21 protein-coding genes are annotated in these 22,735 nt (G+C 62.5%); 17 read left to right on the forward strand and 4 right to left on the reverse strand.

The genetic code is table 11. The features are described 5' to 3' along the window. Nucleotides 1-192 precede the first annotated feature (192 nt). The 3 genes from aat to infA all read left to right on the forward strand — a co-directional run bounded on the left by aat (nt 193) and on the right by infA (nt 1,959). Nucleotides 193-873, forward strand: coding sequence for a leucyl/phenylalanyl-tRNA--protein transferase (gene aat, locus VXM67_RS16395; RefSeq protein WP_023381092.1), 681 nt, complete (start codon nt 193-195; stop codon nt 871-873). A 56-nt stretch (nt 874-929) separates the two neighbouring features. Then, the gene (locus VXM67_RS16400) at nt 930-1,637 is read left to right on the forward strand and encodes an arginyltransferase (protein ID WP_023381093.1); all 708 of its coding nucleotides are present in this window, start codon (nt 930-932) and stop codon (nt 1,635-1,637) included. A gap of 103 nt (nt 1,638-1,740) precedes the next feature. After that, nucleotides 1,741-1,959, forward strand: a complete 219-nt coding sequence (infA, locus tag VXM67_RS16405; RefSeq protein ID WP_002553999.1) for a translation initiation factor IF-1 — start codon at nt 1,741-1,743, stop codon at nt 1,957-1,959. An 83-nt stretch (nt 1,960-2,042) separates the two neighbouring features. Here infA and clpA read toward each other — a convergent pair whose 3' ends face one another. Together clpA and clpS are read right to left on the reverse strand one after the other, a co-directional pair. After that, nucleotides 2,043-4,313, reverse strand: coding sequence for an ATP-dependent Clp protease ATP-binding subunit ClpA (gene clpA, locus VXM67_RS16410; RefSeq protein ID WP_027907074.1), 2,271 nt, complete (start codon nt 4,311-4,313; stop codon nt 2,043-2,045). Between the two features lie 30 nt (nt 4,314-4,343). Continuing rightward, a complete protein-coding gene (clpS, locus tag VXM67_RS16415) occupies nt 4,344-4,706 on the reverse strand; it encodes an ATP-dependent Clp protease adapter ClpS (RefSeq protein ID WP_013973290.1) in 363 nt (120 codons plus the stop codon). Between the two features lie 230 nt (nt 4,707-4,936). Here clpS and cspD point away from each other — a divergent pair, with 230 nt between their 5' ends. Beyond that, nucleotides 4,937-5,194, forward strand: a complete 258-nt coding sequence (gene cspD / locus VXM67_RS16420) for a cold shock domain-containing protein CspD (RefSeq protein ID WP_023381095.1) — start codon at nt 4,937-4,939, stop codon at nt 5,192-5,194. A gap of 137 nt (nt 5,195-5,331) precedes the next feature. Here the strand turns inward: cspD and icd are convergent, their stop codons facing one another. Then, nucleotides 5,332-6,588 (reverse strand): NADP-dependent isocitrate dehydrogenase, encoded by a 1,257-nt coding sequence (icd, locus tag VXM67_RS16425; RefSeq protein WP_023381096.1) that lies wholly within the window; start codon nt 6,586-6,588, stop codon nt 5,332-5,334. Nucleotides 6,589-7,099: 511 nt separating this feature from the next. On the opposite strand from icd, the gene VXM67_RS16430 reads away from it, so the two are divergent. The 11 genes from VXM67_RS16430 (at nt 7,100) to VXM67_RS16480 (ending at nt 20,041) form a co-directional block, all read left to right on the forward strand. Next, a complete protein-coding gene (locus VXM67_RS16430; RefSeq protein WP_023381097.1) occupies nt 7,100-9,325 on the forward strand; it encodes an NADP-dependent isocitrate dehydrogenase in 2,226 nt (741 codons plus the stop codon). Between the two features lie 135 nt (nt 9,326-9,460). After that, nucleotides 9,461-9,901, forward strand: a complete 441-nt coding sequence (locus VXM67_RS16435; RefSeq protein WP_023381098.1) for an NUDIX hydrolase — start codon at nt 9,461-9,463, stop codon at nt 9,899-9,901. A 58-nt stretch (nt 9,902-9,959) separates the two neighbouring features. Further along, nucleotides 9,960-11,084: a tRNA 2-thiouridine(34) synthase MnmA gene (gene mnmA / locus VXM67_RS16440; RefSeq protein ID WP_023381099.1), complete on the forward strand. Its 1,125-nt coding sequence runs from the start codon at nt 9,960-9,962 to the stop codon at nt 11,082-11,084. Next, entirely contained in the window at nt 11,081-11,707 is a 627-nt protein-coding gene (gene hflD / locus VXM67_RS16445) for a high frequency lysogenization protein HflD (protein ID WP_023381100.1), read from the forward strand. Before mnmA ends, hflD begins: the two co-directional genes overlap by 4 nt. 239 nt (nt 11,708-11,946) lie before the next feature. Next, nucleotides 11,947-13,317 (forward strand): adenylosuccinate lyase, encoded by a 1,371-nt coding sequence (gene purB, locus VXM67_RS16450; protein WP_023381101.1) that lies wholly within the window; start codon nt 11,947-11,949, stop codon nt 13,315-13,317. Between the two features lie 81 nt (nt 13,318-13,398). Next, entirely contained in the window at nt 13,399-14,565 is a 1,167-nt protein-coding gene (locus tag VXM67_RS16455; RefSeq protein ID WP_023381102.1) for a cupin domain-containing protein, read from the forward strand. Next, a complete protein-coding gene (locus VXM67_RS16460; RefSeq protein ID WP_023381103.1) occupies nt 14,558-14,986 on the forward strand; it encodes a GNAT family N-acetyltransferase in 429 nt (142 codons plus the stop codon). Before VXM67_RS16455 ends, VXM67_RS16460 begins: the two co-directional genes overlap by 8 nt. A gap of 170 nt (nt 14,987-15,156) precedes the next feature. After that, on the forward strand, nt 15,157-17,103 hold the full coding sequence (locus tag VXM67_RS16465; protein WP_023381104.1) for a DNA topoisomerase III: 1,947 nt from the start codon (nt 15,157-15,159) through the stop codon (nt 17,101-17,103). A 147-nt stretch (nt 17,104-17,250) separates the two neighbouring features. Next, complete coding sequence (locus VXM67_RS16470) at nt 17,251-18,540, forward strand: NAD(P)/FAD-dependent oxidoreductase (protein ID WP_367237170.1); 1,290 nt, start codon at nt 17,251-17,253, stop codon at nt 18,538-18,540. 14 nt (nt 18,541-18,554) lie between these two features. Next, nucleotides 18,555-19,112 carry a helix-turn-helix domain-containing protein gene (locus VXM67_RS16475; RefSeq protein ID WP_023381106.1) on the forward strand — a complete coding sequence of 186 codons (558 nt, stop codon included), beginning with the start codon at nt 18,555-18,557 and terminating at the stop codon, nt 19,110-19,112. A gap of 98 nt (nt 19,113-19,210) precedes the next feature. Then, on the forward strand, nt 19,211-20,041 hold the full coding sequence (locus tag VXM67_RS16480; protein WP_027907081.1) for an alpha/beta hydrolase: 831 nt from the start codon (nt 19,211-19,213) through the stop codon (nt 20,039-20,041). Between the two features lie 90 nt (nt 20,042-20,131). Here VXM67_RS16480 and VXM67_RS16485 read toward each other — a convergent pair whose 3' ends face one another. Next, nucleotides 20,132-20,785: an oxygen-insensitive NAD(P)H-dependent nitroreductase NfsB gene (locus VXM67_RS16485; RefSeq protein WP_023381108.1), complete on the reverse strand. Its 654-nt coding sequence runs from the start codon at nt 20,783-20,785 to the stop codon at nt 20,132-20,134. A 103-nt stretch (nt 20,786-20,888) separates the two neighbouring features. On the opposite strand from VXM67_RS16485, the gene VXM67_RS16490 reads away from it, so the two are divergent. Further along, nucleotides 20,889-21,779, forward strand: coding sequence for a LysR family transcriptional regulator (locus VXM67_RS16490; RefSeq protein WP_023381109.1), 891 nt, complete (start codon nt 20,889-20,891; stop codon nt 21,777-21,779). An 84-nt stretch (nt 21,780-21,863) separates the two neighbouring features. After that, the gene (locus tag VXM67_RS16495; RefSeq protein WP_023381110.1) at nt 21,864-22,694 is read left to right on the forward strand and encodes an AraC family transcriptional regulator; all 831 of its coding nucleotides are present in this window, start codon (nt 21,864-21,866) and stop codon (nt 22,692-22,694) included. The last annotated feature ends 41 nt before the right edge of the window (nt 22,695-22,735 follow it).

Raw genomic sequence — 22,735 nt, forward strand, 5'->3', positions numbered from 1 at the left:
ACGCATTTTCTTTCGTGACAAAGGCTTATGCTGTGTTTTTGCACAGGTGTGACAGCAAATGTGGTGGATGGTGCCGATGGGAACATGAATGTGTAGGAAATTACCGGCAGCCCAGCCAGACAGCGCTGGCATTGACCCCATACGCCTGGCGCGCCATGCTGCCCTCTCCCCTCCCCCACCGCACGATAGACCATGCTGACCTGGCTGACCCGCGACTCGCTCACCTTCCCTCCCCTGGAAAAGGCCCTGCATGACCCCAATGGCCTGCTGGCCGCCGGTGGCGACCTGAGCCCCGAGCGCCTGGTCCAGGCTTACCGACATGGCTGCTTCCCGTGGTACCAGGATGGCCAGCCGATCCTGTGGTGGTCGCCCGACCCCCGCACGGTGCTGTTTCCAGACGAGCTGCACATCTCCAGGTCCCTGGCCAAGCTGATGCGCCAAGGCCGCTACCAGGTGAGTTTCGACACCGACTTTCCTGCCGTCATCGCCGCCTGCGCGGCACCTCGGGATTATGCCGACGGCACCTGGATCACCGACACCATGCGCGCCGCCTACTGCGAACTGCACCGGCGCGGCATCGCGCACTCGGTGGAAGTGCGCCAGAACGGCGAGCTGGTGGGTGGCTTGTACGGCCTGGCCATGGGTCGACTGTTTTTCGGGGAGTCGATGTTCAGCCGTGCCGACAACGCCTCCAAGGTCGGTTTCGTGACGCTGGTCAACCACCTGCGCCAGGCCGGATTCGTGCTGATCGACTGCCAGATGCCCACCGACCACCTGCATAGCCTTGGCGCCCGCGCCATCAGCCGCGCCGAGTTCGCAAGCTACCTCAACCGCCACCTCGACCAGCCCAACAGCGCCACCTGGGTTCCCTAGGCGAGTTCTGCCAGCTGGCTTACACTTAAAGCAAAGTCTCACCGAGGGGGTTGATCATGACAGAGCTGGCGCGGTTGAAGTTTTATGCCACTCAACCCCACTCCTGCAGCTACTTGCCGGACGAGCAGGCGACAACGCTGTTCCTCGATCCCAGCCAGCCGATGGACGTGCATGTCTATGCCGACCTGTCGGAAATGGGGTTTCGTCGCAGCGGCGACCACCTCTATCGCCCCCATTGCCAGAACTGCAATGCCTGCGTGCCAGCGCGCATCCCTGCCGCCCGCTTCCTCCCCAATCGCCAGCAGCGGCGCATCCTGAAGCGCAACGCAGACTTGACCGTGACCGCGGCGCGCCCGGCGTTCAAGGAAGAGTATTTCGACCTGTACCGACGCTACATCGAAACCCGACACGCCGATGGCGACATGTACCCACCGAGCCGTGACCAGTTCTCCACCTTCCTGGTACGCGACCTGCCTTTTTGCTGGTTCTACGAATTCCGCCTGGGCGAACGCTTGCTGGCTGTGGCGGTATGCGACCTGCTACCCAACGGTCTGTCAGCCGTTTACACCTTCTACGAACCTGAGGAAGAGCGCCGCAGCCTTGGCCGATACGCCATCCTCTGGCAGATCACCGAAGCGCTTCGCCAGAACCTTGAAGCGGTTTACCTGGGGTATTGGATAAAGAACTGCAAGAAGATGAACTACAAGACCCAATATCGCCCTATCGAGCTGCTGATCAATCAGCGCTGGGTCACCCTCAACTGAAAGCATTGGCTTGACACACAGTTATCGGGCATAATCCACGCCACTTTTTTGCCCGGTGCAGTCATTGCGTCGGGCCAACACTGGATACCGAGGGCTTTACTGCATGTCGAAAGAAGACAGCTTCGAAATGGAAGGTACTGTCGTCGACACCCTGCCCAACACCATGTTCCGCGTGGAGTTGGAAAACGGGCACGTCGTAACCGCGCACATCTCCGGAAAGATGCGCAAGAACTACATTCGCATTCTGACTGGTGACAAGGTCCGCGTCGAACTGACGCCATACGACCTGAGCAAGGGCCGCATCACTTACCGTGCGCGCTAAGCTCAAGCCATGAAAAAGCCCGGCCATGTGCCGGGCTTTTTTGTACCTGCCAGTTTGGCAAGGGCCGCTGCGCGACCCCGCTTTCACGCCACCTCTGCCGTGGTCTCGAAGTCGAACACCAGTTCGCCATCGCGCAGGTCGATGTGCACGACACCGCCATGCTCGGCCAGCTCGCCAAACAAGATCTCCTCGGCCAGCGGCCGCTTGATCTTGTCCTGGATAAGCCGCGCCATCGGCCGCGCACCCATCTGCACATCGTAGCCGGTGGTAGCCAGCCAGCCGCGAGCCGCATCGCTGACTTCCAGCAGCACACGCTTGTCCTCCAGTTGCGCCTGCAGTTCGATGAGGAACTTGTCGACGATGCTCTTGATCGTCTCGTGGCTCAGGCGGCCGAACTGGATGATGGTGTCCAGGCGGTTGCGGAACTCCGGTGTGAAGCTCTTGCGAATGACTTCCATCGCGTCGGACGAGTGATCCTGGTGCGTGAAACCGATCGAGGCCCGCGCAGCGGTTTCTGCACCGGCGTTGGTGGTCATGATCAGAATCACGTTGCGGAAATCGGCCTTGCGCCCGTTGTTGTCGGTCAGCGTGCCGTGGTCCATCACCTGCAGCAGCAGGTTGAAGACTTCCGGGTGGGCCTTCTCGATTTCATCGAGCAGCAACACGCAATGCGGCTGCTTGGTAATCGCCTCGGTCAGCAAGCCACCCTGGTCGAACCCGACATAGCCAGGTGGCGCACCGATCAGGCGCGACACGGTGTGGCGCTCCATGTACTCGGACATATCGAAGCGTACCAGCTCGACACCCAGCGCCTTGGCCAATTGCCGCGCCACTTCGGTCTTGCCGACACCGGTCGGACCTGCGAACAGGAACGAGCCGACTGGCTTGTCCGGCGCCTTGAGGCCCGCCCGCGACAGCTTGATGGCCGTGGAGAGCGAGTCGATCGCCGCATCCTGGCCGAAAACGGTCAGCTTCAGATCACGCTCGAGGTTGCGTAGCAGTTCCTTGTCGGAGCTGGTGACGTGTTTGGGCGGAATACGCGCGATTTTGGCGACGATGTCCTCGACCTGCGGCACATCGATGCGCTTGACCCGGTTGGCTTCCGGCTGCAGACGCTGATAGGCGCCGGCCTCGTCGATCACGTCGATGGCCTTGTCCGGCATGTGCCGGTCATTGATGTAGCGCGAGGCCAATTCGGCGGCGGCGCGCAGCGCTTCGTCGCTGTACTCGATGTTGTGGTGGCTTTCGAAGCGCCCCTTCAGGCCACGCAGAATGCCCACAGTATCTTCGACCGATGGCTCGGAGACATCGACTTTCTGGAAGCGCCGCGCCAAGGCACGGTCTTTCTCGAAGATGCCACGGAATTCCTGGAAGGTGGTCGAGCCTATGCAGCGGATGTCACCCGAAGACAACAGCGGCTTGAGCAGGTTGGATGCATCCATCACCCCACCCGAAGCCGCACCGGCACCGATGATGGTGTGAATTTCGTCGATGAACAGAATGGCCTGGGGACGCTTGCGCAGTTCGCCGAGCAACGCCTTGAAGCGTTTTTCGAAGTCGCCGCGGTATTTGGTCCCGGCCAGCAGCGCACCGAGGTCTAGCGAATACACCACGCTTTGCGCCAGCAGGTCGGGCACCTGGCCGTCGACGATGCGCTTGGCCAGGCCTTCGGCGATGGCGGTCTTGCCGACACCCGCCTCACCCACCAGCAACGGGTTGTTCTTGCGACGGCGAGCGAGGATCTGCGCAACACGCTCGACTTCCTGCTCACGCCCTACCAGCGGATCGATGCGTCCGGCCCGGGCGAGTTCGTTCAGATTGCTGGCATAGGCATCCAGCGGGTTGCCCGAGGCCGACGTTTCGCCGCCCTCTTCGTCCTGCATTTCCTGGTCGTTCTCGGTGTGCGAACCATGGCCCGGCACCTTGGAGATGCCGTGGGCGATGTAATTGACCACATCGATCCGGGCCACGCTCTGCTGTTTGAGCAGAAAGACTGCCTGGCTTTCCTGTTCGCTGAAAATCGCCACCAACACGTTGGCACCGGTCACTTCGCGCTTGCCCGAGCTTTGCACATGGAACACGGCGCGCTGCAAAACGCGCTGGAAGCCCAAGGTCGGCTGAGTTTCGCGATCTTCGTCATTGACCGGAATCAGGGGTGTCGTGGAGTCGATGAACTCTTGCAGGTCGTGCTTGAGTTTCTCGAGATTCGCGCCACAGGCGCGCAGAACGGTCGCGGCAGCCTCATTGTCAAGGAGTGCTAGCAGCAGGTGTTCGACGGTCATGAACTCATGACGCTTCGAACGAGCCTCCTTGAAGGCCAGATTGAGGGTGACTTCGAGCTCGCGGTTTAACATAGCTTCACCTCATACCCAAGTGGTCGGCGATTAACCGTCCTTCTCGATTTCACAGAGTAGCGGATGCTGGCTTTCCCTGGCGTATTGGTTGACCTGCATGGCCTTTGTCTCGGCGATGTCACGGGTAAACAATCCGCACACTGCCCGCCCTTCGGTATGGACGGTCAGCATGATCTTGGTCGCCAGCTCGCGGTTCAGATTGAAGAACGTTTCGAGCACTTCGACGACGAAATCCATCGGTGTGTAGTCATCGTTGAACAAAACCACCTTGTACATCGGTGGCGCCTGCAGGATCGGCTTGGCTTCCTGAACCGCAAGACCTGAGCCGTCGTCCTCATTCGATTGCGGGCGATCCTGATTGAATGTTAGTCGAATCTCACTAGGTGCATGCATGGAAAGAATTTCATCATGATCGACAAGTTAAGGTTGTGGGTTGACCGCACAGGCCACCAACAGCGCACGCGCCGGCTGACCTTGACTATCGGCAAAACGGTGTTACAACCAATAAGAACCCACCGTGGTCGATAAAGATCCGCGCAGTCAACCAGATTTTTCGCACGGTTCGTATGCGGATGAAGTGGATGATACTCCAGTGATGGAGTCCTTTGCAGAGGGACATAGGGATGGCAAGCGGTAAAGTCAAGTGGTTCAACAATGCCAAGGGCTATGGATTCATCAATGAGGAGGGCAAAGACGAAGATCTGTTCGCCCACTATTCGGCGATCCAGATGGACGGCTACAAGACGCTCAAGGCCGGACAGGCCGTGACGTTCGAGATCATCCAGGGCCCCAAAGGCTTGCACGCGACCAACATCAGCAGCGCTGGCGCCACCCCCTCACCCGGCATACAGACCACGACCGACGATACCGTGAATGCCTGACGCACCCTACTCTGCCGGTAGACGAACAAGCCGGCCGCTTCTTTGAACGGAAGCGGCCGGTTTTCATTTAACCATCCCCCTGCAGGAGCCGGCTTGCCGGTGATGGTGCCGGCAGCCCAGCCCCCCAGGGCACAGCATTACATGTGCTTGATCATTTCATCACCGAAACCTGAGCTGCTCACCAGCGTCGCCCCCTCCATCAGGCGCTCGAAGTCATAGGTCACGGTCTTGGCCGCAATGGCGCCATTGGTGCCCTTGATGATCAGGTCGGCCGCCTCGGTCCAGCCCATATGGCGCAGCATCATTTCGGCCGAAAGGATCACGGACCCTGGGTTGACTTTGTCCTGCCCGGCATATTTCGGCGCAGTGCCATGGGTAGCTTCGAACATGGCCACGGTATCCGACAGATTGGCCCCCGGCGCGATACCGATACCGCCCACCTCGGCCGCCAGGGCGTCGGAGAGGTAATCGCCATTGAGGTTAAGCGTGGCGATCACGTCGTACTCGGCCGGGCGTAGCAGGATCTGTTGCAGCATGGCATCGGCGATGGCGTCCTTGACGATCACTTCGCGGCCGGTCTTGGGGTTCTTGAACTTCATCCATGGGCCGCCGTCCAGCAGCTCGGCGCCGAACTCGTCCCGTGCCACTTCGTAGCCCCAGTCCTTGAAGGCCCCTTCGGTGAACTTCATGATGTTGCCCTTGTGCACCAGAGTCAGCGACTCACGGTCGTTATCCACCACATACTGCAAGGCCTTGCGCACCAGACGCTTGGTACCTTCCCTGGAGACCGGCTTCACGCCGATGCCGCAATCCTGGTCGAAGCGGATCTTGGTGACGCCCATTTCCTCCTTGAGGAACTTGATCACCTTGTTGGCTTCCGGCGAGCCAGCCTTCCATTCGATACCGGCATAAATGTCCTCGGAGTTCTCACGGAAGATCACCATGTCGACATCGCCAGGCTTCTTGACCGGGCTGGGCACGCCCTGGAACCACAACACCGGGCGCAGGCATACATAGAGGTCAAGCTGCTGGCGCAAGGCCACGTTAAGCGAGCGGATGCCGCCACCGACCGGGGTGGTCAGCGGCCCCTTGATCGACACCACGTAATCGCGCACCGCATCCAGGGTTTCCTGGGGGAGCCAAGTGTCCTGATCGTAGACCTGGGTCGCCTTTTCGCCGGCGTAAACTTCCATCCAGGCAATCTTGCGCTTGCCGCCATAGGCCTTCTGCACGGCGGCATCGACCACCTTGATCATCACCGGCGAGACATCCACGCCGATACCGTCGCCCTCGATGTAAGGAATGATGGGGTTGTCGGGAACGTTAAGCGAATGGTCGGCATTGACGGTGATCTTGGCGCCGTCGGTCGGAACCTTGATTTTCTGGTATCCCATGCTTGCACTACTCCGCTGTCGGGTGTGATTGGACATCATGCGATCCACTGAGCCTAAACCACATCCGCTGACCTGCAAGGCGTTGCGCGTGCGTCGACGAGACAGGGCACGTCGCCGGGCAGGCCGTTTCCCGCAAGAAATCCGCCGCACCGCACGGCCTTGCAGGCCCCGTACGAGCCTGCGGCAACACGCCACATTGCCCCTACGTCTTTGGTCTTATAAATGCGCAGATATCACTTCGCCTTGCTGAATAGCCCGCATGGTTTGGTATACTGCGGCGCGACCGTAGGGTCATCGGGGCGAACCCTTGGAAAAATGCGGCTCGCCCTTGGCCATCGACGGCCACTAAGCCTGGGTTGTTACCGCAGCTCAGCACTTGACGCTCGACTGATGCATCCACCATCACCGCTCGCAGCCTCTCGACTATCCGCTCATGGCGTTGCCAGGGCGATGCGCCTACCCTGCGCACCTCGAGACTCGAGTACGCTCAGCACATAGAGAGTTAACCCGCATGCCCACCCGTTCCAAGATCATCTACACCTTCACCGACGAAGCTCCCGCCCTCGCCACCTATTCCCTGCTGCCGATCATCGAAGCGTTCACCGCATCGGCCGATATCGCCGTCGAAACCCGCGACATCTCCCTGGCCGGCCGTATCCTCGCAGCCTTCCCGGAGCAATTGGGCGCCGAGAAGCAGGTAGGCGATCACCTGGCGGAACTGGGCCAGCTGGCCACCACCCCCGAAGCCAACATCATCAAGCTGCCGAACATCAGCGCCTCGGTACCGCAGCTCAAGGCCGCGATCAAGGAGCTGCAAGGCAAGGGCTTCAACATCCCTGACTACGCCGACGAGCCGGCCACCGAAGCCGAGAAAGAATCCCGCGCCCGCTACGACCGCATCAAGGGTAGCGCCGTGAACCCGGTTCTGCGCGAAGGCAACTCCGACCGCCGCGCCCCGCTGTCGGTCAAGAACTACGCACGCAAGCATCCGCACAAGATGGGCGCCTGGGCCGCTGACTCCAAGTCGCATGTTGCCCATATGACCCAGGGCGACTTCTACGGCAGCGAGAAAGCCGCACTGATCGAAGCTGACGACAGCCTGCGCATCGAGCTGGTCGGCAAAGACGGCACCACCACCGTCCTGAAAGAAAAGACCGCGGTCAAGGCCGCCGAGGTCATCGACTGCGCCACCATGAGCCGCAAGGCCCTGAAAGCCTTCATCGCCGAACAGATCGCCGATGCCAAGGCCTCCGGCGTACTGCTGTCGGTGCACCTGAAAGCCACCATGATGAAGGTCTCCGACCCGATCATGTTCGGCGTGATCGTCGAAGAGTTCTACAACGACGTGCTGACCAAGCACGCCACCGCATTGGCCGAAGTCGGCTTCAACGCCAACAACGGCATCGGTGACCTGTACGCCCGCATCAAGGACCTGCCCGCCGAGAAGCAAGCCGAGATCGAAGCCGACATCCAGGCCCTGTACGCCGTGCGCCCAGCCCTGGCGATGGTCAACTCCGACAAAGGCATCACCAACCTGCACGTTCCGAGCGACGTCATCGTCGACGCTTCGATGCCGGCCATGATCCGCGACTCGGGCAAGATGTGGAACACCGCTGGCGAACTGCAAGACGCCAAGGCCGTGATCCCGGACCGTTGCTACGCTGGCATCTACCAGGCCGTGATCGAGGACTGCAAGGCCAACGGTGCATTCGACCCGACCACCATGGGCAGCGTACCGAACGTCGGCCTGATGGCCCAGAAAGCCGAAGAATACGGTTCCCACGACAAGACCTTCCAGATCAAGGCCGACGGCGTCGTGCGCGTGGTCGATGGCAAGGGCAACGTCGTTCTGGAACAGAACGTCGAAGCTGGCGACATCTTCCGCATGTGCCAGACCAAGGACGCGCCGATCCAGGACTGGGTCAAGCTGGCCGTCAACCGCGCCCGCCTGAGCAACACCCCGGCGGTGTTCTGGCTGGACCCGGCTCGCGCCCATGACGGCGTGATGATCGAGAAGGTGCAACAGTACCTGAAGGACCACGACACCTCCGGCCTGGACATCCGCGTCCTGGCTCCGGTCGACGCCATCAAGTTCTCCCTGGCCCGCATCCGCGAAGGCAAGGACACCATCTCGGTAACCGGTAACGTACTGCGCGACTACCTGACCGACCTGTTCCCGATCATGGAACTGGGCACCAGTGCCAAGATGCTGTCGATCGTGCCGCTGATGAACGGCGGTGGCCTGTTCGAAACCGGCGCCGGTGGTTCGGCTCCGAAACACGTGCAGCAACTGGTCGAAGAGAACTTCCTGCGCTGGGACTCGCTGGGTGAGTTCCTGGCCCTGGCCGCTTCCCTGGAGCACCTGGGCAACACCTACGACAACCCGCGCGCCAAAGTCCTGGCCAACACCCTGGACCAAGCTACCGGCAAGTTCCTGGACACCAACAAGTCGCCATCGCGCAAAGTCGGCGGTATCGACAACCGCGGCAGCCACTTCTACCTGACCCTGTACTGGGCCCAGGCCCTGGCTGCTCAGACCGACGACGCTGCGCTGCAGGCGCGCTTCGCCCCGCTGGCCAAGACCCTGACCGAGAACGAAGCGACCATCGTCGCCGAGCTCAACGCCGTTCAGGGCAAGCCGGCCGACATCGGTGGCTACTACGCCCCGGATGCCGAGCTGACCGCCAAGGTGATGCGCCCAAGCCAGACCCTGAACAGTGCCATTGCCGCCCTGTAAGGCTCGCTTGAAGTAACCACACAAACCCCGGCCACGCACCGGGGTTTGTGCTTTTCAGGTACACACCCAGAATCCGCAGGCGCCAGCTTGCCGGCGAGGGCAGCACAGCGGCCCCAACGATCGAAGGACTCCACCATGACCTGGCAACCCCACATCACCGTCGCCACCATCGTCGAGCACGAAGGCAAGTTCCTCCTCGTCGAAGAATTCAAAGCCGGCCAGCACGTCTTCAACCAGCCTGCTGGCCACCTCGAACCCAATGAGACCCTACCCCAGGCCGCCCTGCGCGAAACCCTCGAGGAAACCGCCTGGGAAGTCGAGCTGACCGGCGTGGTCGGCATCTACCTCTACACCGCCCCGAGCAACGGCGTAACCTACCAGCGCATCTGCTTCGCCGCCCGCCCCGTGCGCCACCACGCCGACCTGGCGCTGGACAGCGATATCGTCCGCGCCGTCTGGCTCACCCGCGAAGAATTGCTGGCCGACTCCACGCGCTGGCGCAGCGAGTTGGTACCACGCTGCATCGACGACTACCTGGCCGGACCATTGCACAGCCTCGACCTGCTGCGTGACTGACGTACGTGCGCGGGTTTGATAGAATCGGCGCTTTTCCCCCTGAAACACATCGGTAGCCATGACCAGCCCAGCATTCAAAGACCCCGCCAAGACCCGCGTCATCGTCGGCATGTCCGGCGGCGTGGACTCTTCCGTCTCCGCCCTTCTGCTCATGGAGCAGGGGTACCAGGTGGAAGGTCTGTTCATGAAGAACTGGGAAGAAGACGACGGCACCGAATACTGCACTGCCCGCGAAGACCTGGCCGACGCCCAGGCGGTGTGCGACCGTATCGGCATCAAGCTGCATACCGCCAACTTCGCCGCCGAATACTGGGACAACGTGTTCGAGCATTTCCTCGAGGAGTACAAGGCCGGCCGTACGCCGAACCCGGACATCCTCTGCAACCGCGAAATCAAGTTCAAGGCGTTCCTCGACTACGCCCTTTCCCTGGGGGCCGACCTGATCGCCACCGGCCACTACGTGCGCCGCCGCGATACCGGCGACCTCACCGAATTGCTCAAGGGCCTGGACCCGAACAAGGATCAGAGCTACTTCCTGCACGCGGTCGGCGGCAAGGAAATTGCCCGCACCCTGTTCCCGGTCGGCGAACTGGAGAAGCCCGAAGTCCGTGCCATCGCCGAGAAACACGGCTTGGCCACCGCCAAGAAAAAGGACTCCACCGGGATCTGCTTCATTGGCGAACGCCGCTTCAGCGACTTCCTCAAGCAGTACCTGCCCGCTCAGCCTGGCGATATCGAGACCACCGAAGGCGAGGTGATCGGCCGCCATCACGGCTTGATGTACCACACCATCGGCCAGCGCCAGGGCTTGGGAATCGGCGGCTTGAAAGATGCCGGCGACGAGCCGTGGTACGTGCTGCACAAGGACCTGGCTCGCAACGTGCTGGTGGTGGGCCAGGGCAACGAACATCCGTGGCTGTTCTCCCGCGCCCTGCTCGCCTCGGAAATCTTCTGGGTCAACCCGATCGACCTGAGCAGCCCGCGTAAACTCACCGCCAAGGTCCGTTACCGCCAGAGCGACCAGCAATGCACCCTGGAGCGCACCGAGACCGGCTACCGCGCAGTGTTCGACGAGCCGCAACGGGCTGTCACTCCAGGCCAGTCGGTGGTGTTCTATGACGGCGAGGTCTGCCTCGGCGGCGGTGTGATCGAAACCGCCGAGCCGTGGAGCCCGCGCGCATGAGCAACCTGCAGGAGCAACTGGTCGCCCTGGGCGGCGTGTTCCAGGCCGCGGTGCTGGTCGACCGCATCGCCCGCACCGGGCAGGCCAGCGAGGCCAACATTGGCTGCATGATCGGTAGCTTGCTGGTCCGCGACCCGAAGGACACCCTGGAAGTGTTCGGCGGCGACGACCTCAACCTGCGCGATGGCTATCGCGCCCTGGTCGGCGCCCTGGAGCGCGACCCCAGCAGCCTGCAGCGCGAGCCCCTGCGCTATGCCCTGTCGATGCTGGGCCTGGAGCGCCAGCTGAACAAGCGCGGCGACCTGCTCGACACCATCGGCAACCGCTTGCCCCAGATCCAGTCGCAGGCCGAGCATTTTGGCCTGGTCCACGAAAACGTCATCGCTTCCAGCGGCGCGTTATACCAGGACACTCTGAGCACCCTGCGCCAGCGCATCCAGGTGCATGGCGACATGCGCTTCCTGCAGCAGGCCAGCAATGCCTCGAAAATCCGCGCCCTGCTGCTGGCTGGCATCCGCGCCGCGCGCCTGTGGCGCCAGCTGGGCGGGCACCGCTGGCAATTGGTGTTCAGCCGGCGCAAGTTGCTGAACGAACTGTACGACATGATGCGCAACCCTTCCTGAGGGGGGGGGTTGACCGTTCCGGCCCTCATCCCGGCAAGCCAGCTCCCACAGGAACCGCACTCGCCTCGAGCGCGGTGCAAGTCCTGTGGGAGCTGACTTGCCAGCGAGAGGGCCGGAACAGGCAATACGCAATGCCGCACCTGATAAATGGCCTGACCTTTGGTCAGCCACCCGACCTGAGCGCATTTTTCATGTATGATATGCGCCCTTCCAAAAGCCTGACTGTCCGAGAACACCCCATGCAGCTCTCTTCGCTCACTGCGGTTTCCCCTGTAGACGGCCGTTACGCCGGCAAAACCCAGGCCCTGCGCCCTATTTTCAGCGAATACGGTCTCATCCGTTTCCGCGCCCTGGTCGAAGTCCGCTGGCTCCAGCGTCTGGCCGCCCACCCGCAGATCGGCGAAGTGCCGGCGTTCTCCGCCGAAGCCAACGCCCTGCTGGACAGCCTGGCCACCGACTTCAAGCTCGAGCACGCCGAGCGCGTCAAGGAAATCGAGCGCACCACCAACCACGACGTCAAGGCGATCGAATACCTCCTCAAGGAGCAGGCCGCCAAGCTGCCTGAGCTGGCCAAGGTCAGCGAGTTCATCCACTTCGCCTGCACCAGCGAGGACATCAACAACCTGTCCCACGCCCTGATGCTGCGCGCCGGTCGTGACGAAGTGCTGCTGCCGCTGATGCGTCAGATCGCCGACGCCATCCGCGCCCTGGCTCATCAGTACGCCGACGTGCCTATGCTGTCGCGTACCCACGGCCAACCGGCATCGCCGACCACCCTGGGCAAAGAGCTGGCCAACGTCGTGTACCGTCTGGAGCGCCAGATCGCCCAGGTTGCCGCCGTACCGCTGCTGGGCAAGATCAACGGTGCCGTGGGCAACTACAACGCCCACCTGTCGGCCTACTCGCAGATCGACTGGGAAGCCAACGCCCGCGCCTTCATCGAAGACGAGCTGGGCCTGGTGTTCAACCCCTATACCACCCAGATCGAGCCGCACGACTACATCGCCGAGCTGTTCGACGCCATCGCTCGCTTCAACACCATCCTCATCGACTTCGACCGTGACGTCTGGGGCTACATATCCCTGGGCTACTTCAAGCAGAAGACCGTCGCTGGCGAAATCGGCTCCTCGACCATGCCGCATAAGGTCAACCCAATCGACTTCGAGAACTCCGAAGGCAACCTGGGTATTGCCAACGCACTGTTCCAGCACCTGGCCAGCAAACTGCCAGTCTCCCGCTGGCAGCGCGACCTGACCGACTCCACCGTGCTGCGCAACCTGGGCGTGGGCTTCGCCCACAGCGTCATCGCCTACGAGGCCAGCCTCAAAGGTATCGGCAAGCTGGAAATCAACACCCAGCGCATCGCCGCCGACCTGGACGCCTGCTGGGAAGTCCTGGCCGAGCCGATCCAGACCGTCATGCGTCGTTTCAACATCGAGAACCCCTACGAGAAGCTCAAGGAGCTGACCCGTGGCAAGGGCATCACGCCTGAAGCGCTGCTGACCTTCATCGATGGTCTGGACATGCCAGCCGAAGCCAAGGCCGAGCTCAAGCAGCTGACCCCGGCGACCTACATCGGCAACGCGGCAGCCCAGGCCAAACGCATCTAAGCTGAGCGTCGCGTACAACGCCCGGCTTGGCCGGGCGTTTTTATTCCCGTACGAAAATTACGTTTTTTCAATAGGTTGAACATGAATCCTGATACTCCACTGCAGCTGCTCGGCGGCCTCACGGCCCGCGAATTCATGCGCGACTACTGGCAGAAGAAGCCCCTGCTGGTGCGCCAGGCGTTCCCGGACTTCGAAAGCCCTATCGACCCCGACGAGCTGGCCGGCCTGGCCCTGGAAGACGAAGTCGAGTCCCGCATCGTCCTCGAGCACGGCGCGCACCCATGGGAGCTGCGCCGGGGCCCGTTCGAGGAGGAAACCTTCGCCGAGCTGCCGGAGAAGGATTGGACCCTGCTGGTGCAAGCCGTCGACCAGTTCGTTCCGGAAGTCGCCGAGCTGCTGGAGCACTTCCGCTTCCTGCCAAGTTGGCGTATCGACGATGTGATGATCAGCTTCGCCGCCCCCGGAGGCAGTGTCGGCCCACACTTCGACAACTACGACGTGTTCCTGCTGCAAGGCCACGGCCAGCGCAACTGGAAGATCGGCCAGATGTGCAACAGCGACAGCCCGCTGCTGCCGCATGCCGACCTGCGCATCCTCGCCGAGTTCGAGCAAAGCGGCGAGTGGACCCTGGAACCGGGTGACATGCTGTACCTGCCACCGCGCCTGGCCCACTACGGCGTGGCCGTGGACGACTGCCTGACCTACTCGGTAGGCTTCCGCGCCCCGAGCGCCGCTGAGGTCCTGACCCACTTCACCGACTTCCTCGGCCAGTTCCTGCCCGACGAAGAGCGCTACAGCGACGCCGACGCGGAGCCTGCCAGCGACCCACACCAGATTCAGCACGATGCCCTCGACCGCCTCAAGGCGCTGCTCGACAAGCACATGGGCGACAAAGACCTGCTGCTGACCTGGTTCGGCCAGTTCATGACCGAGCCACGCTATCCGGAACAGGTCGTCGGCGAAGAGTTGTCCGAAGACGAGCTGATCGAGGCCCTTGAAGACGGCGCGATCCTGATCCGCAACCCGAGTGCACGCATGGCCTGGTCCGAGCTCAACGACGACCTGATGCTGTTCGCCAGCGGCCGCAGCTGCCCGCTGCCGGGCAAACTGCGCGAACTGCTGAAACTGGTGTGTTCCGCCGACGCGTTGCATATCGACAACCTTGACCAGTGGCTGCAGGACGAAGATGGCCTTATGCTGGTACAGCAGTTGGTCAAACAAGGAAGCCTGGGGTTTGCCAATGAATAAGATCAGCGTTCGCCTGGCCGACTGGCACAAAGACAACGCCGATATCCGCCGCATTCGTGAGGCGGTATTCGTCGCCGAACAGCACATCCCGCCGGAGCTGGAGTTCGACTCCGAAGACCAGGACGCCCTGCACTTTCTCGCCCTGGAAGGCGACTACCCGATCGGTACCGCCCGCCTGCTGCCCGACGGCACCATCGGACGCATTTCAGTGCTCAAGGACTGGCGCGGACTGAAGGTTGGCGATGCGCTGATGAAGGCCGTGATCGCCGAAGCGCAGAACCGCGACCTCAAGCAACAAATGCTCAGCGCCCAGGTCCATGCCACCCCCTTCTATGAGCGGCTGGGTTTCCGCGTTGTCAGCGAAGAGTTCCTCGAAGCGGGTATCCCGCACGTGGACATGGTCCGCGATTCGCGCGCCTGATGCACAACCGGCAGCGGCCCTATCACGGGTTTACCCGCGAAAGGGCCGCTGCCGGCCAAAGACATGCCTGCCCGACACAAAAACCTGTACATCCATCCAGATAAAGCTTGCCTGCGCGCCCTCGCTTGCGCATCCTAGTGCCCATCTTTCCCGATGAAGCGTTCCCGGCCATGCGCCTGTTCCTCTGTGAAAAACCCTCTCAGGCAAAAGACATCGCCAAGGTGCTAGGTGCCAATCGCAAGGGCGACGGCTGCTGGCAAGGCACCGATGTCTGCGTGACCTGGTGCATCGGCCACCTGCTTGAAACCGCACCGCCCGACAGCTACGACGCTCGCTACAAACGTTGGAACCTGGCCGACCTGCCGATCATTCCGGAAAAATGGAAAATGCTGGTCAAGCCCAAGACCGCCAGCCAGTTCAAGGCGGTCAAGCGCCTGCTGGGAGAAGCCCGGGAGCTGGTGATCGCCACTGACGCCGACCGTGAAGGCGAGATGATCGCCCGCGAGCTGGTCGAGCACTGTCGTTATCGGGGTCCGATTCAACGCCTATGGCTGTCGGCCCTGGACGATGCGTCGATTCGCAAGGCCCTGGCCCGGCTGCTGCCGGGCCAGGACACGTTCAGCCTTTATCACTCGGCACTGGGCCGCTCGCGGGCCGACTGGCTGATCGGCATGAACATGAGCCGGCTGTTCACCCTGCTCGGTCGCCAGTCCGGCTACCAGGGCGTACTGCCGGTAGGCCGTGTACAGACGCCGACTTTGCGTCTGGTGGTCGACCGCGACCGCAGCATCGCCGACTTCGTACCCGTGCCGTTCTGGTCCATCGACGTGCAGCTGGAACACGCCGGCCAGCACTTCAACGCCCAGTGGCGCGCTCCAGAGGATGCCTGCGACGATCAGGGCCGCTGCCTGAACCCGGCATTGGCACAACAAGCCGCCGCCGATATGGGCAACTCAGGCACCGCGCAGGTGCTGAAGGTAGCCACTGAGCGCGTGCGAGAAGCAGCGCCCCTGCCCTTCGACCTTGGCACTCTGCAGGAGCTGTGCTCGAAGAAGTTCGGACTCGGCGCCCAGGAAACCCTCGACATCGCCCAGGCGCTGTATGAAACCCACAAGCTGATCACTTACCCGCGCAGCGACTGCGGCTACCTGCCCATGAGCCAGCACAGCGAGGCTCCGGCAATCCTCGCCGCGCTACAACGCGCCGACGCCAGTTTGGCCCCCTTGCAGCCATACCTGACGCCCCAGCGCCGTTCACGGGCCTGGAACGATGCCAAGGTCAGCGCTCACCACGGCATCATCCCCACCGCGGCCGCCAGCGACCCGTCCCGCCTGCCGGCCAAGTACAAGGCGGTCTACACGCTCATTCGTGCCCGCTATCTGGCGCAGTTCCTGCCCAATCATGAATTCGACCGCACCCAAGCCGAATTCGATTGCGCCGGCCACGCGCTGCGTGCCGTGGGCAAGCAGATCGTCGAGCCAGGTTGGCGCCGCGCCCTCCCCGAGGCACTGACCCCGAACAAAGGCCGCGAGGCGCCACCGGCCCAGGTGCTGCCAGTCCTGTCTGAAGGCCAGGTGTGCAACGTGCACGATGTGCAACTGAAGGATCAATGGACCCAGCCCCCCAAACCCTTCACCGAAGGCGACCTGATCAAGGCCATGAAGAACGTCGCCAAACTGGTCGACGACCCTCGCCTGAAACAAAAGCTCAAGGAAACCACCGGCATCGGCACCGAGGCGACCCGTGCCAGCATCATCCAAGGCCTGCTCGACCGCGGGTACCTGGTGAAGAACGGCAAGGCGCTGAGCGCCACCCCGGCAGCCTTCAGCCTGATCGACGCCGTCCCCCGCGCCATTGCCGACCCCGGTACCACGGCGATCTGGGAGCAGGCCCTGGACATGGTGCAAAGCGGCGAAATGAGCCTGGAGGAATTCGTCGCGCGGCAATCGGCCTGGATGGGCAAGCTGGTGCAGCGCTGCAGCGGCATGCAACTGACCATCAGCGGACCGGCGGCAGGCAAGGCAGCGACACCGTGGAAGAAGAAGCGCCGGAGCAGCGGGAAAGACAAAGCGAGCGCTGGCAAACCGAAGCAGCCTCGGCGCAAGGCATCGACATAGCCGGAGGATTGATCGTTGCCTCCTCCTCATCGCCACCCTGCGTAAGAGCGGTAGCCGCGAATCTCCCATAAAAGAAAGCTGGCGCTGTGAAAAAATAATGCTACATTTTCATGAAAATAAGCACTATAAATTTCACGAGGCATCTGCATGTTCAAGCAATCCGCTCAGCATATTGCCAGCTACTACGCCCAGACCTTCCCCACCCCCATCCCCTTGCGCCCTACCCTGCAAGGCCAGCATGACACCGATGTAGTGATCGTTGGTGCTGGCTTCAGCGGCCTGCACACTGCCCTGCGCCTGGCCTTGGCCGGTAAGCGCGTGACCTTGCTCGAATCCAGTCGTGTGGCATGGGCTGCCTCCGGGCGCAACGGTGGCCAGGCATTGCTGGGTTGGTCGTGCGACATGCCGCCGCTGGAAAAATCCCTTGGCACAGAACGCGCACGTCGGCTGTGGGACAGCATGTGCTGGGCGGCAGAAGAGATGCGTGAACTGCCCCTGCGCCACGGTTTCGACATCGACTACCGGCCCGGCAGCCTGTGGGCGGCGGTACTGCCTCGCCGTGTGAAGATGCTGGAAGAAGCCCTGCACGAGGCCGAAGACAAATGGGGCTACGACGGCTTGCGCCTGATTGGCCGCGACGAGCTGGCGCAGTGGATCGGCAGCCCGCGCTACCAGGCTGCGCTGTACGACGGCAAGGGCGCGCACCTCAACCCGCTCAAGCTCGCCCAGGGACTGGCCATTGCCCTCGAAGCCGCGGGCGGGGGCATCTTCGAACAAAGCCAAGTGGTCGACTACCAGCAGACCAACAACGGTTATCGCGTCCGCACCGAGCGCGGCGAAGTGCGGTGTGACGTGCTGGTGCTGGCCTGCAATGCCTACATCGACCGCCTCGACCGCACGCTCTCACGCAGGCTGTTGCCAGTGGGCTCGTACCAGGTCGCCACCGCGCCGCTTGACCCTGCACTTGCCGCATCGCTGCTGCCGCGCAACAGTTGCGTGATCGACAACCAGTTCGTCCCCGACTATTTCCGCCTCACCCCGGACCACCGCTTGCTGTTCGGCGGTGGCTGCACCTACCTGGGCGGCATACCCAAGGACGTGGCCAGCGCCACCCGCCCCCACCTGGAACGGGTCTTTCCTCAACTGACGGGCGTGACCATCGACTACGCCTGGGGTGGCCATATCGACTGCAGCATGCGGCGCACCCCGGACGTTGGCCGGGACGGCCAGCGCTACTGGCTGCAAGGTTTTTCCGGCCATGGTGTGCTGCCGACCCTGGCGGCGGCGAAAGCAGTCAGCGATGCGATCCTGGGTGACGATGACCTGTTGGCACTTTACCAGGGCATCGACAATGGCCGCTTTCCCGGCGGCGACACCCTGGCCGCGCCCCTGGAGGCAGCCGCCAAGGCGTGGTACCGGCTGCGGGACCATTTCTGAAGCGAGGCTGGCACATGAACATGCAGGATGAGATCGAGGGGCTGGCGATTCTGGTACGTGACCTGCGCAAGCACCGTGGCCTGACCCTTGACGACCTGGCGGCGAGGATCAACCGCTCGGTGGGCTTCCTCTCCCAAGTCGAGCGCGGGCTGTCGCGCCCCACCGTCGCCGACCTGACCGCAATCAGTGAAGCACTGAAGGTACCTACCACCTACTTCTACCACGTCAGCAAGCCCAGGGCGCTGGACTGGGTCACCCGCCCGGACGAGAGACGTACGCTGTATTACGCCGCCGGCATCACCGACGTACTGGTATCACCCAAGCTCAACGGTGGGTTCTCGATGCTGGACAGCCACCTGGCGCCAGGCGCCAGCAGCGGCGATGGGCATTTGAACGACAGCGCCGAACAAGGCGGCTTCGTGCTCGAAGGGGAGCTCACCTTGTGGCTCGATGGCCACGACCAAGCCGTCACCCTGCGCCCCAACGACAGCTTCCAGCTCCCCCCGCACAGCCAGTTCCGCTACGCCAACCTGTCCGACCGGGCGACCCGCGTGCTCTGGGTATTCCGATAAGTCACCGCCCCAAAATCTCCTATGCCTGGCGAAATCTCTCCTATTCTCAATGGTTCATTCGACTCTGCCTGATACCCCCCTACGGAGGAGAAACAACCATGAGCTACGTAACAACCAAAGACGGCGTTCATATCTTCTATAAGGACTGGGGGCCGCGCGATGCACCCGTCATCCACTTCCACCACGGCTGGCCACTGAGTGCCGACGACTGGGACGCGCAAATGCTGTTCTTCCTCGCCAAAGGCTTCCGAGTGGTCGCCCATGACCGCCGTGGCCACGGACGTTCCAGCCAGGTTTGGGAGGGCCATGACATGGATCACTACGCCGCTGACGTGGCTGCGGTGGTCCAGCACCTGGGTATCCAAGGAGCTGTCCATGTCGGTCACTCGACAGGCGGCGGCGAAGTGGTGCACTACATGGCCAAGTACCCCCAGGACCCGGTGGCCAAGGCCGTCCTGATTGCCGCGGTACCCCCGCTGATGGTGAAGACGCCGGCTAACCCGGGCGGCCTGGACAAGTCGGTATTCGACGGTTTCCAGGAACAGGTGGCCAGCAACCGTGCACAGTTCTATCGCGATGTCCCGGCCGGACCGTTCTATGGCTACAACCGGCCTGGCGTACAGGCCAGCGAGGGCGTCATCGCCAATTGGTGGCGCCAGGGCATGATCGGCAGCGCCAAGGCCCATTACGACGGCATTGTCGCCTTCTCGCAAACCGACTTCACGCAGGACCTCAAAGGCATCAAGCAACCGGTACTGGTCATGCACGGCGATGATGATCAGATCGTGCCCTATGAAAACTCAGGGCCGAAGTCGGCAGAGCTGCTGCCCAACGGCACGCTGAAAACCTACAAAGGCTTCCCCCATGGCATGCCTACCACCCATGCCGACGTGATCAATGCCGACTTGCTGGCGTTCATCCGAAGCTGACGTGGCGGCCCTGAACGGGGTCGGGCTAGGCCCTGGCACCTGAACGCCGGCACCTCTGATGGGGCCGGCTTTCAGCGCTCAGGCTGCCGCTCAGAGGAAGGTAAAGACGGTCGAGGCTGGCAGACGCGACTTGTTCAACCCCGCATTGAAGTCTGCGTCGCTGCGATAGCCCAGGCTCAGCACCACCACGCTGGTGAAACCGCGCTCACGCAGGCCCAGCTCGGCGTCCATGACCTTGCTGTCGAAACCCTCGATCGGCGTGGCGTCCAGGCCATGTGCGGCGGCACCGAGCAGCGCGGTACCCAGGGCCAGGTAGGTCTGCTTTTCCATCCAGTGCTGCAGGTCTTTCTGATCGTATCGGTGCAGATTCACATAGTGGCGGCGGCTCTGGTTCTGCGCGGCGCGGGCCTGCTCGTCACGGAATCGACCATTGGCCGCTTCCTGATCGAGCACGGCATCGAGGTGCGCTTCGGTCATCTCGGTGCGGGTGCAGAAAACGATGACATGGGACGCATCGAGGATCTTTGGTGTGTTGTACGCAAACCCTCCCACCGTGCTCTTGGCCAAACGCGCCTTGCCTTCGGCGCTGTCGGCAACGATGAAATGCCAGGGTTGCGAGTTCACCGACGACGGGCTGTGACGCAACTGCTCAAGCAGCGCGTCGATGGTGGCCTGTGGGATCTTGCGCGAGGCATCGTAGGCTTTGGTGGTGTAACGGCGTTTGGCGAGCGCAACGGTATCCATGAATCGACTCCTGGTGGTGGCACGGGTTTGCCACGCATCTTATCTGTCCGTAGAAAAAGAAAAACAGGCACAATGCAGCAACACTTTCATCTTTGGAGTGAAAATGCTGCGTATCGCTGATCTGGAATTGTTCGTTCGCAGTAGCGCCTTGGGCAGCTTCACCGCTGCCGCCCAGGAGGCCGAAGTGCTGCCCGGGCAGGTGGCCGCCGCCATCAAGCGCCTGGAGCGCGAACTGGACGTACGTCTGTTCGCCCGCACCACCCGCAGCCTGCGACTGACCGCCGAGGGTGAGCTGTACCTGCCCACCGCGCATACCGTCCTGGAAAGCCTGCGCCAAGGGCGGGACAACCTGCACGGCGCCCACAGTAGCCTGCGCGGTGTGCTACAGGTATCGGCGCCGTCGGACCTGGGCCGCAACATGTTGTTGCCATGGCTCACGGAGTTTCGCCGCGAACACCCCGACCTTAACTTGCGCATCCTCCTTTCCGATCAGCTCGCCGACTTCTACCGCGACCCGGTCGACGTGGCCATCCGCTATGGGACCAACGACGATGCCAACTACATCGCCTTGCCTCTGGCGCCTGCCAATCGCCGTGTCGTGGTCGCCTCGCCGGCCTATCTGGCCCACCATGGACGGCCGACCACACCCGAGGCGCTGCATCACCATGCGTGCCTTCTGTACCCACAACAAGGCCGGGTCTATGACAAGTGGCGCCTGGGAGATCGCACAGTACAGGTCAAGGGTTCGCTGTTCAGCGACGACGCCGACCTGGTCAGGCGCTGGGCGCTGATGGGCGAAGGCATTGCCTATAAATCGTGGCTGGATGTGCGTGCCAATGTGGCCGCCGGCGAGCTGGAGGTCCTGTTGCCCGACCACCCTGGTGAACCGACGCCGGTGACCCTGGTATGCCCGCACCGCAAACAGCTGTCGCCTGCGGTTTCTCGCCTGCATGTGTGGTTGCGTGACCGGTTCGCGGCGCTGGACCCGCGATGACCTGACTTTCTGCACAAATGTTCTAAGCCGGGGCAGGACCTGCGAGTTACAGTGGCAAGCCTATTTCCACAGCAGCACCCGGCCATGAGCAATTGGATCGACCTCAAGCAGGACGCCGACACCGGCATCGAGTCGGTGCGTGCGCACTTCACCGGTCACGCCTACGACCCACACTGGCACGACACGTACCTGGTCGGGGTGACCGAGCAGGGTGTGCAACAGTTCAACTGCCGCCGCGAGCAACACAACAGCACGCCTGGGCAGGTGTTCTTGCTCGAACCCGGTGAATTGCACGACGGCCACGCGCCCACCGATGACGGCTTTACCTACTCGACCTTGTACCTGGACCCGAACTGGCTGGAAGCCGAAATGCGCGCGCTGTTCGGACAGGCCCCGGCCGGCAGCCTGCCCAGCTTCAAAGGCACGCTTTGGCGCGACGAGCACCTGTCCCTAGCCACGTTCCGCGCCTTCCAGGCATTGCACGGCGAAGAATTGCGCATGGTCCGCCAGACCGCTACGGATGACCTGCTCAGTTGCCTTACCCGGCACCTGCACTGGCGCAAACGGATCAACCCCGACCCGCGCCTGCCCCTGGTCGCCCAGGTGGCCCGCGACTATCTGCATGCCCATCTTGACCAGGACATCGGCCTGGACGACCTGGCCCATGTCTGTGCTGTCGACCGCTTCCGCCTGACCCGCGCCTTCAAGGCTGCATTCGGCCTGGCGCCGCACGCCTACCTGATCCAGCTGAGGGTGGCCCGTGCCCGGCGCCTGCTTGCCAAAGGCCAGACGCCAGCCGAAGTGGCCTCGACCTTGGGTTTCGCCGACCAGAGCCATCTCGGCCGCTGGTTCCGCCGCGCATATCGACTGACCCCGGCCGACTACCGTCGACGTTGCTCAAAGCTTCCAGACTGAAGCACCGCTGACAGCGAGGATGGTGCTCCGATTCATTGGAG

The sequence above is a fragment of the Pseudomonas sp. Rh2 genome (assembly GCF_040762985.1).
GTDB classification, from domain to species: Bacteria; Pseudomonadota; Gammaproteobacteria; order Pseudomonadales; family Pseudomonadaceae; genus Aquipseudomonas; species Aquipseudomonas taiwanensis.